Raw genomic sequence first — 17716 nt, 5'->3', positions numbered from 1 at the left:
CATTTGGAGGCTTTTTTATATCTTAAAACTTAATGATAATGAGAATAAATATTATCTTCAAATCTATTTTCTCTACACTTTATTCAGTTATAATTACATTATTCAAATACTGCCTTTAACCTGAACACGCATGTTTAAAAAGATACTTTTTCAATTTCATTGGTTTTTTGGGATCACTGCTGGTCTGATTCTTTCTATTATGGGAGTCACTGGGGCGATTTATTCTTATGAGCAACCCATTCAAAAATGGCTGAATCCAGACAGTTATACAGTTCAAGTCGAAAATCGAGCCAAACTTACTCCTACAGAAATTTATCAACATTTCCAGAGTACGCAGCCTAAAATTAAAATTAATAGCATCACTATTGATCAAGCGCCTGATGCCAGTTCCAGTATCAATATTGAGAAAGAAGGCGCTCGTAAAGGCTTTAATGTCATGATCAACCCTTATACGGCTGAAATTCTGCCAGAAGTGAAAGGACGTGAATTCTTCCAATTTATTCAACAATTACATCGTAATTTAACGGTTGGGCCTGTTGGTAAGCAAATCACAGGTGCATGTACTCTGATTTTGATTTATTTCATTTTAAGTGGTTTGTACTTACGTTGGCCGAAAAAGCATTCATTTAAACAATGGCTCAGCATTAAACCAAAACTCAAAGGTCGTAATTTCCTTTGGGATTTACATGCTGTTGTTGGAACGTGGGTAGTTATTTTTTATTTACTTTTAGCAGTTACAGGTTTGTATTGGTCATATGACTGGTGGCGTAATGGCATGTTCAAAGTTTTAGGTGTGGATCGTCCTCAACCTGAAATGCAAGCAAATGCAGGTAAAGCAAAACAAGCTGAACAGATGCGTGGTGCTGGTACATCAGGAGAACAAGCGAGAGGTGAAAGAGCAGGTTCAAATGCTGGTAGTCAAGGCAAAGGACGAGAGAAATCTAAACTGGATTCAAAGCAAATTGCCCTTGCCTATACGCAAACATGGACTGGCTTTCATGCGCAACTCAAACAAGATTACTCTTCTATTACCCTCTCTACACCTAAAAAAGCAGATGGTACTATGGAGGTTTCTTTTGTGGATGTGATTCCACAACATGAACGTGCAAGAAATAAGGCAACTTATAATTATCAAAATAACCAAATCGAAAAAATCGAACTTTATGCAGATAAAAAACTCAATGAAAAAATCATGAGTAGCATGCTACCTGTACATCGCGGTAGTTTCTTTGGCCCTGTTTATCAGTTTTTGGTCATGCTGGCTGCCTTATCTATGCCATTGTTCTTTGTGACAGGATGGATGCTGTATCTAAAACGCCGTAAACAAAAGCAACTTACTTTGGCTGCACGTAACCAAACTGCAATTGTTGATATTGATCCAAATGCAACACCTTGGCTGATTAGTTATGCTTCCCAAACAGGTGTTTCTGAACAACTGGCTTGGCGTACAGCCACCAATTTACAAGCTGCTCGTCAACCTGTCACAGTCAAAGCATTGCAAGATTTAACAGCAGAAGATTTACAAAGTTCTCCTCAGATTTTATTTGTAGTCAGTACTTATGGCACAGGTGAAGCACCTGATTTAGCAACCACATTTGTCAAAAAAATCATGCCACAATCTTTAGATCTAAAGCATTTAAAATATGCCGTTTTAGCTTTGGGTTCAAAAGAATATCCAGAAACTTATTGCAGTTTTGGTCACTGGCTAGATATATGGTTACAGCAAAATCAAGCACAAGCGATGTTTAAAACCATTGAAGTGGACAATGCCAATGTGGCTGATATTGAAAAATGGACCACTTCACTAGCACAAATCAGCAAGCTTGAACTCGCTGACATGCACATTGAAAAAGTCTTTGATGAATGGACATTAAAAAAACGTGAATTGCTCAATCCAAATAGTTTGGGTGCACCTGCGTTTAATCTTGAGTTGCATGCTACACACGAAGTCGTTTGGCAAGCTGGTGATATAGCTGAGGTTCAAACAGGCAATAGCTCTGAGCGTATCGCAGCATTTCTAGACAAGTATCACGTTACTAGTACGACACCTGTAGATGATTTAAATCTCACGATTCAACAAGCACTCTGGAATCGCAACCTTACTGTTGAAGTTGAGCCTTTTGCCAACATGCAGCATTTACTTGAGCAATTACCGATATTGCCTACCCGTGAATACTCTATTGCCAGCATTCCAGAGCAACAAGTTTTACGTCTGGTGGTACGCCAACAAAGTGATGCCGATGGAAACTTAGGCTTAGGTTCAGGTTGGCTCACACAGCATACTCAAGTAGGTGAACAGATCGCAATGCGTATCCGAACCAATCCCTCTTTCCATTTAATTAATGACAATCGTCCAATTATTTGTATCGGGAATGGAACAGGGATTGCTGGGTTAATGAGCTTAATTCATGCGCGTGTTCGTTTGAATTATACTGACAATTGGCTGATCTTTGGTGAGCGTCAACAGGCACATGATTACTTCTTTAAAGAGACTTTAGAAGCTTGGCAAACCACAGGTATGCTAAAACGTTTAGACCTTGCTTTTTCACGTGATCAAGCAGAAAAAATTTATGTGCATCATAAACTACGTGAACAGCAAGACTTACTGAAAATATGGATTGCACAAGGTGCAGTCATTTATGTGTGTGGAAGTATTCAAGGTATGGCAAGTGACGTAGATCACGCACTTGTAGAGATTTTAGGAGAAACACAAGTGAATCAACTACGTGAAAATGGTCGTTATAAACGTGATGTCTACTAAGCCATTTAAAATCATCACTTAATACTTTATCTAAAAACCGAGCCAATTGACTCGGTTTTTATTTTGCTAAACTTTAAGAGAATAAGAAGTTACGCTCTAAGCAGACTTTTTATTAAAGCTATTAAAAAAATAAATTACTACAATGCTTTAACCCAGTATAAACGCACCATCTGTCCACGATCATAAGGAAAGCTTGATAAGTATTCATAACCAAGTGTATTGGTTTTATTGATCTTAAATTCCATTCCATACCCCACAGAAATATTTAAACCTTGTACTTCTTGTTGAATAGACTGCCCTGCACTAACGCGGTTTTTAAAATCATCGGTAGTAAATGCGGTATAATTAAAAACTTTGAAACGTTCGTCTTCATAAAACTGATTACTTAAAACTGAATAATTTTTAAGTTCTTGCTCATGCTCTTCCGCCAGTTTCTTTTGTTCTTGGTTTAAATCTGCGTTGGCGATTTCGATCGAAGTTTCTGTATCTGTAATTTGCTCTTGGTTTTGTTTTAGATGTTTAAAGAAATCATATTTATAAGATGGTTTGGGTTTAACTGAAAAATTATTTTCGAGCCGTGTATTTGAAGTGGTTAGAGTAATATCCGCATATGCATCATGTCCTATACACATCAATAAAATACTACAGAATGCTTTAAGATACATGATTCATCCATAACCAATAAAACTGGTTTGTTATTCTTTTCAAACTATAACATTCTTTAAAAATCTAGATGTATTTTTTAATGACTTTTCTATAAAAAGAGAGAGCATTAAGCCCTCTCTTCTCTGCGGTTTATTTTAAAATATCCAAATTATTTTTGGATTAAACTAAGCCTTTGTCTTTTAACAATTGCATCATGGTTGAACCGAGCTCAGCAGGGCTACGTGTATATGCCATGCCTGCTTTTTCAAATGCTGCAAATTTTTCTTCCGCAGTACCTTTACCACCAGAAATGATTGCACCTGCATGCCCCATACGCTTACCTTTTGGCGCTGTTACACCTGCGATATAACCTACAACAGGTTTCGTCACATGAGATTGGATATATTCAGCAGCCTCTTCTTCCGCAGTACCGCCAATCTCACCAATCATGATGATTGCTTCAGTTTGTGGATCTTCTTGGAAAAGTTTTAAGCAGTCAATTTGGTTCATACCCGGAATTGGGTCACCGCCAATACCGATACATGTAGACTGACCTAGACCAAGCTTGGTTGTTTGTGCAACTGCTTCATAAGTCAATGTACCTGACCGAGAAATTACACCAATTTTACCTGGTTGATGAATATGCCCTGGCATAATCCCAATTTTACATTCACCCGGTGTAATAATTCCTGGACAGTTTGGACCAATAATACGTGCACCATTACCATTGGTTTCTAAATAGCGTTTTGCTTTGAGCATGTCCAAAGTTGGTACACCCTCAGTAATCACAACAATTAATTCAATACCAGAATCAATCGCTTCAACAATCGAATCCAATACAAATGGCGCTGGTACATAGATCGAGGTTGCTGTTGCACCTGTTTCTTGTACTGCTTCACGCATGGTGTTAAATACAGGTAAATTTAAATGTGTCGTACCACCTTTACCCGGTGTTACTCCACCGACAACTTTTGTGCCATAGGCCAAAGCTTGCTCTGAATGGAATGTACCGTTTTTACCTGTGAAACCCTGTACCAATACTTTGGTGTCTTTATTTACTAATACGCTCATGATTGATACTCCTTACGCTTTCACTGCAGCAACAACTTTTTCTGCGGCATCAGCAAGCCCAGTCGCAGAAATCAATTTCAAACCAGATTCATCAAGTAATTTTGCACCTAGTTCCGCATTGTTGCCTTCTAAGCGAACCACAACTGGAACTGTTACATTTACTTCTTGAACCGCTGCAATAATTGCTTCAGCAATCATGTCACAACGTACGATCCCACCAAAAATGTTAATCAAAACAGCTTGTACTGAACTGTCAGATAAAATAATTTTAAACGCTTCGATCACACGGTCTTTAGTCGCACCACCACCTACGTCTAAGAAGTTTGCTGGCTGTCCACCATAAAGTTTAATGATGTCCATGGTCGCCATTGCAAGACCAGCACCATTCACCATACAACCAATATTACCTTCGAGTGCAACATAGTTGAGATCAAACTCAGATGCTTTTAGCTCACGCTCATTTTCCTGAGATTTATCACGCATTGCTGCAATTTCAGGTAAACGATATAGCGCATTTGAATCAATACCCACTTTGGCATCGACACATAAAATTTCACCATTTTCACGCACTGAAAGTGGGTTAATTTCAAATAATGCAAAGTCATTTTCAATAAATGCTTTATATGCACCTGTCATGATAGTGACAAATTGGCTAACTTGTTTGTCTTTTAAGCCCAATTTGAACGCAACATCACGTGCTTGGAACGGTAATAATCCTACTAAAGGATCAACTTCCACTTTAAAGATTTTTTCAGGTGTTTCTTCTGCAACTTTTTCAATTTCGACACCACCTTCTGTAGATGCCATGAAAGTTACACGACGTGAAGAACGGTCTACAACCGCACCAAGATACAATTCACGCTCTACTGGATATACGTCTTCACAAACCAAAATGCTATTTACAGGCTGACCATTTGCATCAGTTTGATAAGTGACGAGATTTGTACCAAGTAGATTTTTTGCATATTCAGCCGCTTCTTCAGCAGATTTTACAACTTTGACACCACCTGCTTTACCACGACCACCTGCATGCACTTGCGCTTTCATCACGGCAAACTTACCGTCAATCTGCTCAAATGCTGCGGCTGCTTCTTCTGGTGAAGTAATCAAAATGCCTTCTTGAACAGGCATACCATATTTTTTTAACAGCGTTTTTGCTTGATACTCATGTAGATTCATTTTTTACCTTTTACTACTTTTCACGTTGTTATAACAATCAGTATTTAAACTTCCATCGCATTAAACACTGACATTTATTTAAGTTTGTTCTTTTATTTTTAGATGATTATTCAAATAAAAACAACCATCATGATAAAAAAAGAGCGGTCGAAACCGCTCTCTTTAGATTATTTACGTTTACGTTGAATCGCGTGAATCGCACGACCGTCAACGGCTAATGCCGCTTCATGCACAACTTCCGAATAGGTCGGATGAGCAAATGTCATTAATTGTAAATCTTCAACAGAAGATACAAACTCTAGTGCAATCATACCTTGATGTACGATGTCTGATGCACCAGGGCCAATGACATGCATACCCAATAAACGATCCGTTTTTGCATCCGCAACAAACTTCACAAAACCTTGAGATTCGTTTGCAGCTAAAGCACGACCATTCACCGCAAATGGGAATTGACCAGTTTTAACTTCGTGACCTTTCTCTTTTGCTTGTTCTTCAGTTAAACCTACCCACGCCGCTTCTGGATGTGTGTAAATTACACTGATAATCGTGTCATAGTTCACTTGTGCAGCATGACCGTGAATACGTTCAACTGCCATTACGCCTTCTTCCATTGCTTTGTGCGCAAGCATTGGACCACGTACCAAGTCACCAATCGCATACACACCTTCAACAGATGTTAAGCATTGATCATTTACTTCAACTAAACCACGTTCAGTCAGTTTGATACCTGAATCATCAGCCAATAAACCTTCTGCATAAGCTTTACGACCTACACAAACGATTAATTTATCGAATGCTTCAGTTTTATCTTCGCCAGCTTGATTGTATTGAACAGTAACTTGACCGTTGTTGATTTCAGTACCAGAAACTTTTGCGCCAATACGAATATCTAAACCTTGTTTGGTTAAGATTTTTTGATATTCTTTAGAAAGTGCTTTATCAGCCATTGGCAAGAAGCTGTCTAATGCTTCAAACACCACAACTTCAGCACCTAAACGACGCCAAACTGAACCAAGTTCAAGACCGATCACACCTGCACCGATCACACCTAAACGCTTAGGAACTTCTTGAAATTCTAACGCACCAGTAGAATCAACAATTAAGTCTTCATCTACTTTTGCCACTGGAATATTTACAGGAACAGAACCTGTTGCAAGGATCACATATTTAGGTTCTAAAACTTGAACTTCACTACCATCTAATGGTGTGAATTCAACTTTTTTACCAGCAAGTAATTTACCAGTACCTTGTAACCACTCGATACCATTACCTTTTAATAATTGCGCAACACCGCCAGTCAAGTTGTCTACAACTTTGTCTTTACGTGCAAGCAATTTAGCAAGGTCAAGCTGTACATTTTCTACAGAAATACCATGCACATCTAAACCATGAAGCGTATCTTCATAATGATGTGAAGAATCTAAAAGTGCTTTAGAAGGGATACAACCTACGTTTAAGCAAGTACCACCTAAAGATGGCTTACCTTTGTGTACACGTTTTTCGATACACGCAACTTTGAAACCAAGCTGAGCTGCACGAATTGCTGCTTCATAACCACCTGGTCCACCGCCGATTACCACTAAATCAAATTGAGACATGTTTATCTCCAAAAACGAGCCTAGAGGATCACCCTAAGCCCGTGTTGTTATTCTAAAGAATTAAAGATCAAGAATTAGTTTAGCTGGTTCTTCTAACAATTCTTTTACAGTCACCAAGAAACCTACAGCTTCTTTACCATCGATTAAACGGTGGTCATAAGAAAGTGCCAAGTACATCATTGGTAAAATTTCAACTTGACCATTTACTGCCATAGGACGATCTTGGATTTTGTGCATACCCAAGATTGCAGTTTGTGGTTGGTTTAAAATTGGAGTTGAAAGTAATGAACCAAAAGTACCACCGTTAGTAATCGTGAAAGTACCACCAGTCATATCTTCAATTGCAAGCTTACCGTCACGTGCTTTACCAGCAAATGCACGAATACCATTTTCAACTTCAGCATAGTTCATACGATCTGTATCACGAAGAACAGGTACAACCAGACCACGATCAGAAGATACTGCGACACCGATGTCATAGAAACCATGATAAACGATATCATCACCATCAATTGATGCGTTTACAGCTGGGAAACGTTTAAGTGCTTCTGTACATGCTTTCACAAAGAAAGACATAAAGCCTAAACGCGCACCGTGGCGTTTTTCAAATGCGTCTTTATATTGTGCACGCATGTCCATGATTGGCTTCATGTTAACTTCGTTAAATGTAGTTAACATTGCTGTTTGTTGCGTTGCAGCAAGAAGACGTTCAGCAACACGTTTACGAAGACGTGTCATTGGAACACGTTTTTCGATACGCTCACCTACCGCAACACTTAAAGGTGTTGCCGCTGCTGCAGCTGGTTTCGCTTGATAGTTTGCAACATCTTCTTTCGTGATACGACCACCACGACCAGTGCCTTCTACGTCAGATGCAGCAATACCTGTTTCAGACAATGCTTTACGTACAGCTGGTGCTTGATCAGCAACAGGTTGAGCACGCTCAACCACAGGAGCTGCGCCCGCTTCAGTTTGAGCTGCTGCTTGTTCAACATTACCATCGCTTACAGCTTGCGTTGGAGCTGCGCCAGAAACTGCACCTTCTTCAAATGTTGCAATCACTTCAGCAGAAAGAACTGTATCACCTTCATTTTTGATGATTGCAGAAATAGAACCATCAGCAGGAGCAACAACTTCTAAAACAACTTTATCCGTTTCAATATCACAGATCACTTCATCACGTGATACAGCTTCACCTGGTTGTTTGTGCCAAGTTGCAATTGTTCCGTCAGCAACTGACTCTGGGAACACCGGTGCTTTAATTTCGGTTGCCATTATTTAGATTCTCCTGATTGTTCAGCCACGATCGCTAAAGCGTCATTGACAAGCTGAGCTTGTTGTTTTGCATGCAAGTAAGGTGAGCCACATGCAGGTGCAGCTGAAGCTTCACGTCCTGCGTAGCTAATACGAATTTGTTTACCAGATTTCATCACACCTTCGTATAAACGTGGTGCGATAAACAACCATGCGCCTTGGTTCTTCGGCTCTTCTTGACACCAAACAAGCTCTTGAATGTTTGGATAAGTCGCAAGAACTTCAGCAATGCGTTGCTCTGGGAATGGATACAATTGTTCAACACGTACAATTGCGATATTCAAGTTTTGTTCACGACGTTTTTCAAGTAAGTCGTAATACACTTTACCACCACAAAGTACGAGTCGTGTTACGTCTGCTTTGTTGATTTGATCAACTTCATCAATCACAGTTTGGAATGTACCAGTTGCAAGCTCATCTAAAGTAGAGGTTGCAAGTTTATGACGAAGCAATGACTTCGGTGACATTACGATCATTGGTTTACGGATTGGGCGAATAGCTTGACGACGCATCGCATGGAAGATTTGTGCAGGTGTTGTTGGTGTAATCACTTGCATGTTGTCTTCTGCGCAAAGCTGTAAGAAACGCTCTAAACGTGCAGATGAATGTTCTGGACCTTGTCCTTCAAAACCATGTGGAAGAAGAAGTGTTAAACCACAAACACGCTCCCATTTGGTTTCACCAGAAGAAATGAATTGGTCAATTACAACTTGTGCACAGTTTGCGAAATCACCAAATTGCGCTTCCCAAATAATCAAACTGTGTGGCAATGTAGTTGCATAACCATATTCAAACGCAAGTACTGCCATTTCTGACAGCAATGAGTCATAAATTGCAGTACGTGGTTGGTTTTCTTTGATGTGACAAAGTGGAATATAAACCGAACCATCCGCTTGGTTATGAAGTTTTGCATGACGATGTGAGAATGTACCACGACCTACGTCTTCACCCGTTAAACGAACCAGATAGCCATCATCTAAAAGCGACGCATAAGCTAAAACTTCAGCAGCACCCCAGTTTAATGGCATTTCACCTGTTTGCATTTTCAAACGGTCATCAATCACTTTCGATACTTGACGTTGCATTACGAAGCCTTCAGGCAACTCACGCATTTTACGACCAAGCTCTTTTAAGCGTTCGATTGGGAAAGTTGTATCCCAAACATCCGTATAGTCATGACCTAAATACGGTGTCCAATCCACAAACATTTTTTTGTTTGGTTCAAGTACAAGTGCATTTGCGACATGGCGACCTGCTTCAAGGTCTTCACGATATTTTTCAACCAAAGCATCTGCATCAGCACGATCCAATACTTTTTCTTGTACCAATTGATCAGCATACAACGTACGGGTTGTCGCTTTTTTGTTGATCACTTGATACATCATTGGTTGAGTTGCAGCTGGTTCATCCGCTTCGTTATGACCACGACGACGGTAACAGAACATATCAATCACAACATCTTTACGGAAAGTGTGACGGAAATCATGTGCTAATTGTGAAATAAATAATACAGCTTCTGGATCATCACCATTCACATGGAAGATCGGTGCTTGGATCATTTTGGCAATATCAGTACAGTATTCTGTAGAACGTGCATCACGTGGGTCAGAAGTTGTAAAACCAACTTGATTATTGACAACAATATGAACTGTACCACCTACGGTATAACCACGCGTTTGTGACATTTGGAAGGTTTCTTGGTTAACACCTTGACCTGCAAATGCTGCATCACCATGCACAATGATTGGTAATACGTCATCACCACCAATGTCTTTACGACGGACTTGACGGGCACGTACAGAACCTTCAACCACAGGGCCAACGATTTCTAAATGCGATGGGTTAAACGCCAATGCCAAGTGAACTTCGCCACCTGGTGTCATCACGTTTGATGAGAAGCCTTGGTGGTATTTAACGTCACCAGAACCTTTTTTATTGAGTGCCTTACCTTCAAACTCACCGAACAAATCAGCCGGGTTTTTACCCATAATGTTCACGAGTAAGTTTAAACGACCACGGTGTGGCATGCCGATCACGACTTCTTTACAACCTACAGAACCTGCACGTTGAATCAATTCGTTGACCATTGGAATGAAAGACTCACCACCTTCCACACCAAAACGTTTCGCACCCACGTATTTATTACCGAGGTATTTTTCAAGACCTTCAGCAGCAGTTAAACGCTCAAGTACATGTTTCTTTTGCTCAGCAGAGAAACCGAATTGACCACGTGCACCTTCTAAACGTTGTTGAATCCAACGTTTTTCCTTGGTATCAACAATGTGCATATATTCTGCACCAATAGAAGCACAATACGTTGCCTCCATTGCTTCAACCATTTCACCTAAAGTTGCTTCAGGTTTACCAATCGCAAGATTACCTGAGTTAAATACAGTATCTAAATCTGACTTGGTTAAACCATGCGCTGCGAGATCCAAATCTGGCACGTCTTCACGTTTAGCCAAACCTAAAGGATCAAGTTTTGCTTTTTGATGTCCACGGTTACGATACGCAGCAATCAGTTGCAACACACCAATTTGACGGCGTTCATGTTCAGTGCTGACTTCACTTTGTACAACAGGTTGAACACGACTTGAGTTGCGACCTAATAATAAGAATTGCTCACGAATGTTGCCGTGGGGCTGATCACCTTTAGGGAATTTATCGAAATATTGTTGCCAATCCTCACCGACTGAGGTTGGAGAAGACAGGTACTGCTCGTAAAGCTCTTCAATATACGCTGCACTATCAGCGGAAAGTTCAGTGTCAAGACGCAGTGCGTCAGCAACTTCTTGCATTTGTGGACCCATTTCCTATTGCAAAAACATTAGAGGATGCTTTTTAAGCATACCCAAGATTGATCATGCCAAACTGGTAAATTGGCACTCACCCCTAGATCCCAAAAACCAAAGGGCGTTATACGGCATTAGAATTTTACTAATGCAGACAATGAATCATAACGCCCTCAATGGCATCACCACTCATCTATACTCAACCGCAGCTGAGCAATTTTTTTGCAAATCGACTTAGAAAAAACAAAGTTTTGATTTGTTTTTTCTAAAGCGGCTCATTTCGCAAGCAACTCACTTAAGTTATAAACTTAAGCACAGCTCACTTATGTTAAAAAATGTACATAAGTACTGCATTTTTTCTGCTTACAGTAATTTGTTAAATCCTAACATGAACTTAAGCTTCAATTGATTTTTTTGACACATACCATCTATAAAATAGCTAAATACATAACTATTATAATCGAATACTATATGGAGTTGTTTATATAAAAATTCAACCCATTATAGAAAAATACTATTTCACGCACATACAAGCTATACAAAAAGTATATAAAAAAAGAGCGCACCTTAAATTTAAGGTGCGCTCTTTGATTTTTAGGGCATTAACCTGCTTGGTCGAGCAACATGCTACGGATATGACCGATTGCTTTTGTTGGGTTCAAACCTTTAGGACATACTGACACACAGTTCATAATCCCTTTACAACGGAACAATGAGAACGGGTCATCAAGACGTGATAAACGGTCTTGAGTCGCTGTATCACGCGAGTCAATAATGAAACGATATGCATTCAACAATGCTGAAGGCCCTAAGAATTTATCAGGGTTCCACCAGAATGATGGGCATGATGTTGAACAGCATGCACAAAGAATACACTCATACAAACCATTTAAGTGTTCACGCTCTTCTGGAGACTGTAAACGCTCTTTAGGTGGTGCAGGTTGATTATTAATTAGGAAGGGTTGAATTTTGTCATACTGATCGTAGAACTGATTCATATCCACAACTAAATCTTTAACCACTGGCAAACCTGGTAATGGACGAATTACGATTTTTTCTGGCAAATCGTTTAAGTTCCATAAACATGCTAGACCATTTTTACCATTGATGTTCACACCATCCGAACCACAAATACCTTCACGGCAAGAACGGCGGAATGTTAATGATTCATCTTGCACTTTTAAAGCGAGCAGCGCATCAAGCAACATACGGTGCTTATCAGTCAACTCAAGTTTAAAAGTTTGCATGTACGGTGCTTTATCCTTATCAGGATCATAGCGGTAGATTTCGAACGTACGAGTACCTCTACTCATCTTATTTCTCCCGATTAGAATGTACGTGGTTTAGGTTCAATTGCTTCTACAGACAATGGGCTGTAACGTACTGGTTTGTACTCAAGATGGTTATCACTTGAATACCATAAAGTATGTTTCATCCACTCATCATCACGACGACCATATGAATAAGTCGGGTGATCAGGTGGTAACTCGTAGTCTACAACCGTATGCGCACCACGACACTCTTTACGTGCAGCAGCAGAAATCAAGGTTGCTTTTGCCACTTCATATAAGTTTTCAACTTCAAGCGCTTCAATACGTGCTGTATTAAATACTTTCGATTTGTCTTTTAGATGAATATTGCGTACACGTGGCTCAATCGCAAGGATTTGTTTTACCCCTTCATCAAGCAATGCTTGCGTACGGAATACACCTGCGTGATCTTGAACAATATCACGGATCGCATCTGCAACTTCTTGTGCATTTTCACCAGAAGTCGAGTCATCTAAATGACGAATACGTTTTAATGTATTTTCAAGCACATTATTTGGAAGTGGTTGATAATCATCACCGTGATGTTTAGTCACATAATCAATGATATGTTCACCAGCCGCTTTACCGAATACAACCAAGTCAAGTAATGAGTTCGTACCTAAACGGTTTGCACCATGTACAGATACGCAAGAACACTCACCAATCGCATAAAAACCTTTTACAGGTACAGTGTAATCCATTGTACCGTTGGTAGCATATTCTTTAGTTGCGCTGTCATAACCTGCATGGAAACCAGCTTCATTTTTAGAATATTCAGGAATAACAACCTGACCATGAATGTTTGTTGGAATACCACCCATTTGATAATGGATTGTTGGCACAACAGGAATCGGCTCTTTGGTAATATCTACGTTTGCGAATTTTTTACCAATCTCAAATACAGATGGTAAACGCTTCATGATCGTATCAGCACCCAAGTGCGTCATATCAAGTAGGATATAATCCCCTTTAGGACCACAACCACGACCTTCTTTAATTTCTTGGTCCATAGAACGTGATACGAAGTCACGAGGTGCCAAGTCTTTTAAAGTCGGTGCATAACGTTCCATGAATGGTTCGCCGTCTTTATTACGAAGGATCGCACCTTCACCACGACAACCTTCAGTCAACAATACGCCTGCGCCTGCAACACCTGTTGGGTGGAATTGCCAGAATTCCATATCTTGTAATGGAATACCTGCACGTGCAGCCATACCAAGACCATCACCAGTGTTGATATAAGCATTGGTAGAGGCACGGTAAACACGACCTGCACCACCTGTAGCAAATAATGTTGCTTTCGCTTGAAATACTGCAATTTTACCTGTTTCTTGGTCAATCGCAGTCACACCCAGCACATCACCTTCTTCGTTACGGATTAAATCTAATGCAATCCATTCAACAAAGAATTGAGTACCCATTTTCACGTTGCTTTGATAAAGCGTATGTAATAAAGCATGACCTGTACGGTCAGCAGCAGCACATGCACGTGGAACTGGTTTTTCACCATAGTTTGCAGAGTGACCACCAAATGGACGTTGGTAAATTGTACCATCTGCGTTACGGTCAAATGGCATACCTAAGTGTTCAAGCTCATAAACAACTTTAGGTGCTTCACGACACATAAACTCGATTGCATCCTGGTCACCTAACCAGTCAGAACCTTTTACAGTGTCATAAAAATGATAGTGCCAGTTATCGTCTTGCATATTACCAAGAGATGCACCAATACCACCTTGCGCCGCAACTGTATGAGAACGTGTTGGGAAAACTTTGGTTAATACTGCTACTTTCAAACCTGCTTGAGCAAGTTGATATGAAGCACGCATACCAGAACCACCACCACCAACGATGACTGCATCGAAGAACTGGCTTGGAATATTTGAATAATCTTCTTTAGGGGTTAAAGCGCCCATGACATCTTCCTATCAATTCGCCCAAAAAATCTGGATTGCCCAGATCGCATACGCAATAACAGCAATAATCACTGCTGACGTTAATACGATGCGTAAACCTGAAGCTGAAGGACCCATTTGACGAGTAGTCACATAGTCAGTGAATACTTGCCACATACCAATCCAAGCATGCGCAACAAGAGATAAGACTGCCAATAAAGACAAAATCTTCATTGGAAGTGTCATCATAAAGCCAAACCATTGCTCGTAGTTAAATCCGCCATTGCACAGAATCCAACCTAATACGACAACAGTATAAACAGCAAGAACAACAGCGCTCACACGTTGGATATACCAATCACGAGAACCTGAACCCGTTAAACCTGTAGCACTTTTCATTAGAGAACAATCCATACAAATGATGCGATGATTGAAATCGCAGCCAAAATTAATGCAATTGTAGCTGCAACACGACCACTTTGAAGTTCTTCAGCAAAACCAAGGTCAGCAAGTAAGTGCTTAATACCCATAATGAAATGGAATAATAAGCCTGCTACAAACACCCATACGATGAAACGTACAACGAAGCCGCCAAAGATTGCTTGAACTTGAGCAAAACCTTCAGGCGAAGACAATGATTTGTCTAAAAGCCACAAAAGTACCGGTACGAGTAAAAATACGATGACACCTGAAAGACGGTGTAAAATTGATGCAATAGCCACAGGGGATTTTAAGTTTACGTCTAAAACTTGACCCATGGACAAATTGACAGGTCTGTTGCTTTTCACAGCGGGCATCCTGTAAGTAAAAACTCCATCCGGAGTTTGTTGGAATTAATTCGAAGGAAAGCTGGCATTGTTAGGCAAGCAAATTGCCTAAACTTATAAACGACACCGAATTATAAATCGTGAACTGTCAAAATACAAACGATGCCGTTTGGCTTTTTTAGGAAAACATCTATAAATAAGAATCATTTACAAAAAAAATAATGGTATTTTTCTATTAATAAAACTTTTAAAAGTACTTATCTTGTTATTTTTTAATAATTAAATTTATAACCACATGCTCATCTATCACAGGATTTAAGCCATTTAAAATTTAGACTAAAGCACAACATCTATTTAAACTATTTTTTATTAAAAAATCCGATCAAATTGGTCTAGTTATTATGTTCATCTATATTGGCATGAAGAGATGAAATTTTAATGACTATTTCCATAATAAATACCCTCTATAAGCTATATGTAATTTGACTTCACAGTTTATGAGTAGAAATAAGCACTTAGTTTGTAAATAAATAGTATCAAAATATTCAAGCTCAAATATTTGCTCATTTTAAAATCAAATCTTAGGTTATTATTTACACTAAAGTTTATTTTTTAATCATTTAAAAGTTTTTTTAAACTATTTTTTGCTCAATTAACAACTAAAATGAAAAAATTTATTTCAGCTATTTTTATGATTATTTTTCAATCATCCACATTTTTTTCTATTTGTAAGTTATGGGAATTAGATAATTTTAAATTTTTCCAAGATTTATCTGATTATTTAAAAATTCAACAAATCTGCGCTTTAAAGTATGTTTTTGTCTAGCAGAAATAATTATTTTTATGCACCAAATCTAGAATTTGCCTTATTATACTGAGCCGATACTGTAAGTTTATTTAAAAGTCTTTGAATGAGATTGTATGACTAAGCTACTGTGCTAACGTCACTTTTTATCCATAAGTATAATTGACAAAATTTCAGTACTCACTAAGCTAATAGCAATTTTGATCGGTCTAACTTGTTTGGTAATTAATAAACAAGCGCAAGTTAGATAAAACATTCACCAGGACAGGAGATCAATTGAATGTCTGCAGCAACTGGCAAAAAAGCCGTTTTACAACTTGATGGCAAAGAAATTGAATTACCAATTTACAGTGGTACATTGGGCCCAGATGTAATCGACGTTAAAGATGTATTGGCCGCAGGTCACTTTACTTTTGATCCTGGTTTTATGGCTACTGCTGCTTGCGAGTCTAAAATTACATTTATCGATGGTAACAAAGGTGTACTTTTACACCGTGGCTACCCAATTGATCAATTAGCGACTCAAGCAGACTACTTAGAAACTTGTTATTTGCTATTAAATGGCGAGCTTCCAACTGCTGAACAAAAAGCTGAATTTGAAGCAAAAGTTCTGAGCCATACAATGGTTCATGACCAAGTAAGCCGTTTCTTCAATGGTTTCCGTCGTGATGCACATCCTATGGCTATCATGGTTGGTGTTGTGGGTGCACTTTCTGCTTTCTATCATAACAATCTTGATATTGAAGATGTTAACCACCGTGAAATCACAGCGATTCGTTTGATTGCTAAAGTACCTACTTTGGCTGCGTGGAGCTACAAATACACTGTAGGTCAACCATTCATGTATCCACGTAACGACTTAAGTTACGCTGAAAACTTCTTGTACATGATGTTTGCTACACCTGCGGACAAAGACTATAAAGTAAATCCTATCCTTGCAAAAGCAATGGATCGTATTTTCACGCTTCATGCTGACCATGAACAAAATGCGTCTACATCTACTGTACGTTTAGCTGGTTCTACTGGTGCAAACCCTTACGCATGTATCGCTGCGGGTATCTCTGCACTTTGGGGCCCTGCGCATGGTGGTGCGAATGAAGCTGTTCTTAAGATGCTTGATGAAATCGGCTCTGTAGAAAACGTTGCTGACTTCATGGAAAAAGTGAAGACTAAAGAAGTTAAACTTATGGGCTTCGGTCACCGAGTTTACAAAAACTTCGACCCACGTGCGAAAGTAATGAAAGAAACATGTGACGAAGTACTTAGCGCACTTGGTATCAACGATCCACAACTTGCACTTGCAATGGAACTTGAGCGTATCGCACTTTCTGATGAATACTTCATCAAACGTAACTTATATCCAAACGTAGACTTCTACTCAGGTATCATCCTTAAAGCGATCGGTATCCCAACAGAAATGTTTACTGTGATCTTTGCTCTTGCACGTACTGTAGGTTGGATCAGCCACTGGTTAGAAATGCACAGCGCACCTTACAAAATCGGTCGTCCTCGTCAGCTTTATACTGGCGAAGTACAACGTGACATCAAACGTTAATTCGTTTTATGTTTTAATAAA

General features: G+C 39.3%; 12 protein-coding genes. 2 read left to right on the top strand and 10 right to left on the bottom strand.

What is annotated here, in order from left to right:
• The first annotated feature begins 130 nt into the window (after nt 1-130).
• Nucleotides 131-2761 carry a sulfite reductase flavoprotein subunit alpha gene (locus HUS24_RS00405; RefSeq protein WP_173910109.1) on the top strand — a complete coding sequence of 877 codons (2631 nt, stop codon included), beginning with the start codon at nt 131-133 and terminating at the stop codon, nt 2759-2761.
• 137 nt (nt 2762-2898) lie between these two features.
• Here the strand turns inward: HUS24_RS00405 and HUS24_RS00400 are convergent, their stop codons facing one another.
• The 10 genes from HUS24_RS00400 to sdhC all read right to left on the bottom strand — a co-directional run bounded on the left by HUS24_RS00400 (nt 2899) and on the right by sdhC (nt 15365).
• On the bottom strand, nt 2899-3426 hold the full coding sequence (locus HUS24_RS00400; protein WP_173910108.1) for a hypothetical protein: 528 nt from the start codon (nt 3424-3426) through the stop codon (nt 2899-2901).
• Nucleotides 3427-3586: 160 nt separating this feature from the next.
• Nucleotides 3587-4477: a succinate--CoA ligase subunit alpha gene (gene sucD, locus HUS24_RS00395; protein ID WP_173910107.1), complete on the bottom strand. Its 891-nt coding sequence runs from the start codon at nt 4475-4477 to the stop codon at nt 3587-3589.
• 12 nt (nt 4478-4489) lie between these two features.
• Complete coding sequence (sucC, locus tag HUS24_RS00390; protein ID WP_171530077.1) at nt 4490-5656, bottom strand: ADP-forming succinate--CoA ligase subunit beta; 1167 nt, start codon at nt 5654-5656, stop codon at nt 4490-4492.
• 167 nt (nt 5657-5823) lie between these two features.
• The gene (gene lpdA, locus HUS24_RS00385) at nt 5824-7257 is read right to left on the bottom strand and encodes a dihydrolipoyl dehydrogenase (protein ID WP_173910106.1); all 1434 of its coding nucleotides are present in this window, start codon (nt 7255-7257) and stop codon (nt 5824-5826) included.
• Nucleotides 7258-7317: 60 nt separating this feature from the next.
• Nucleotides 7318-8532, bottom strand: coding sequence for a 2-oxoglutarate dehydrogenase complex dihydrolipoyllysine-residue succinyltransferase (odhB, locus tag HUS24_RS00380; protein WP_173910105.1), 1215 nt, complete (start codon nt 8530-8532; stop codon nt 7318-7320).
• Nucleotides 8532-11369, bottom strand: a complete 2838-nt coding sequence (locus HUS24_RS00375; protein ID WP_173911355.1) for a 2-oxoglutarate dehydrogenase E1 component — start codon at nt 11367-11369, stop codon at nt 8532-8534. Before HUS24_RS00375 ends, odhB begins: the two co-directional genes overlap by 1 nt.
• Nucleotides 11370-11965: 596 nt before the next feature.
• Nucleotides 11966-12676 (bottom strand): succinate dehydrogenase iron-sulfur subunit, encoded by a 711-nt coding sequence (locus tag HUS24_RS00370; RefSeq protein ID WP_004829428.1) that lies wholly within the window; start codon nt 12674-12676, stop codon nt 11966-11968.
• 14 nt (nt 12677-12690) lie between these two features.
• Entirely contained in the window at nt 12691-14589 is a 1899-nt protein-coding gene (locus tag HUS24_RS00365) for an FAD-dependent oxidoreductase (RefSeq protein WP_173910104.1), read from the bottom strand.
• Between the two features lie 12 nt (nt 14590-14601).
• Nucleotides 14602-14967, bottom strand: coding sequence for a succinate dehydrogenase, hydrophobic membrane anchor protein (gene sdhD / locus HUS24_RS00360; RefSeq protein WP_004717289.1), 366 nt, complete (start codon nt 14965-14967; stop codon nt 14602-14604).
• Nucleotides 14967-15365 carry a succinate dehydrogenase, cytochrome b556 subunit gene (sdhC, locus tag HUS24_RS00355; protein ID WP_148245831.1) on the bottom strand — a complete coding sequence of 133 codons (399 nt, stop codon included), beginning with the start codon at nt 15363-15365 and terminating at the stop codon, nt 14967-14969. The genes sdhD and sdhC overlap by 1 nt, the downstream gene beginning before the upstream one ends.
• Nucleotides 15366-16420: 1055 nt before the next feature.
• On the opposite strand from sdhC, the gene gltA reads away from it, so the two are divergent.
• Nucleotides 16421-17695, top strand: a complete 1275-nt coding sequence (gltA, locus tag HUS24_RS00350; protein ID WP_173910103.1) for a citrate synthase — start codon at nt 16421-16423, stop codon at nt 17693-17695.
• Nucleotides 17696-17716: the final 21 nt, after the last annotated feature.

Origin of the sequence: Acinetobacter sp. Marseille-Q1618, from assembly GCF_902809855.1 — a bacterium.
Taxonomy (GTDB): Bacteria; Pseudomonadota; Gammaproteobacteria; order Pseudomonadales; family Moraxellaceae; genus Acinetobacter.
Note: the sequence above shows the minus strand (reverse complement) of the source record. Positions and strands in the feature narration are given on the sequence as shown.

Bases quoted from the DNA above. Each gene is read 5' to 3' on its own strand.
- HUS24_RS00405 (WP_173910109.1), top strand. From the start codon at position 131: ATGTTTAAAAAGATACTTTTTCAATTTCATTGGTTTTTTGGGATCACT.
- HUS24_RS00400 (WP_173910108.1), bottom strand. From the start codon at position 3,426: ATGTATCTTAAAGCATTCTGTAGTATTTTATTGATGTGTATAGGACAT.
- sucD (WP_173910107.1), bottom strand. From the start codon at position 4,477: ATGAGCGTATTAGTAAATAAAGACACCAAAGTATTGGTACAGGGTTTC.
- sucC (WP_171530077.1), bottom strand. From the start codon at position 5,656: ATGAATCTACATGAGTATCAAGCAAAAACGCTGTTAAAAAAATATGGT.
- lpdA (WP_173910106.1), bottom strand. From the start codon at position 7,257: ATGTCTCAATTTGATTTAGTGGTAATCGGCGGTGGACCAGGTGGTTAT.
- odhB (WP_173910105.1), bottom strand. From the start codon at position 8,532: ATGGCAACCGAAATTAAAGCACCGGTGTTCCCAGAGTCAGTTGCTGAC.
- HUS24_RS00375 (WP_173911355.1), bottom strand. From the start codon at position 11,369: ATGCAAGAAGTTGCTGACGCACTGCGTCTTGACACTGAACTTTCCGCT.
- HUS24_RS00370 (WP_004829428.1), bottom strand. From the start codon at position 12,676: ATGAGTAGAGGTACTCGTACGTTCGAAATCTACCGCTATGATCCTGAT.
- HUS24_RS00365 (WP_173910104.1), bottom strand. From the start codon at position 14,589: ATGGGCGCTTTAACCCCTAAAGAAGATTATTCAAATATTCCAAGCCAG.
- sdhD (WP_004717289.1), bottom strand. From the start codon at position 14,967: ATGAAAAGTGCTACAGGTTTAACGGGTTCAGGTTCTCGTGATTGGTAT.
- sdhC (WP_148245831.1), bottom strand. From the start codon at position 15,365: ATGCCCGCTGTGAAAAGCAACAGACCTGTCAATTTGTCCATGGGTCAA.
- gltA (WP_173910103.1), top strand. From the start codon at position 16,421: ATGTCTGCAGCAACTGGCAAAAAAGCCGTTTTACAACTTGATGGCAAA.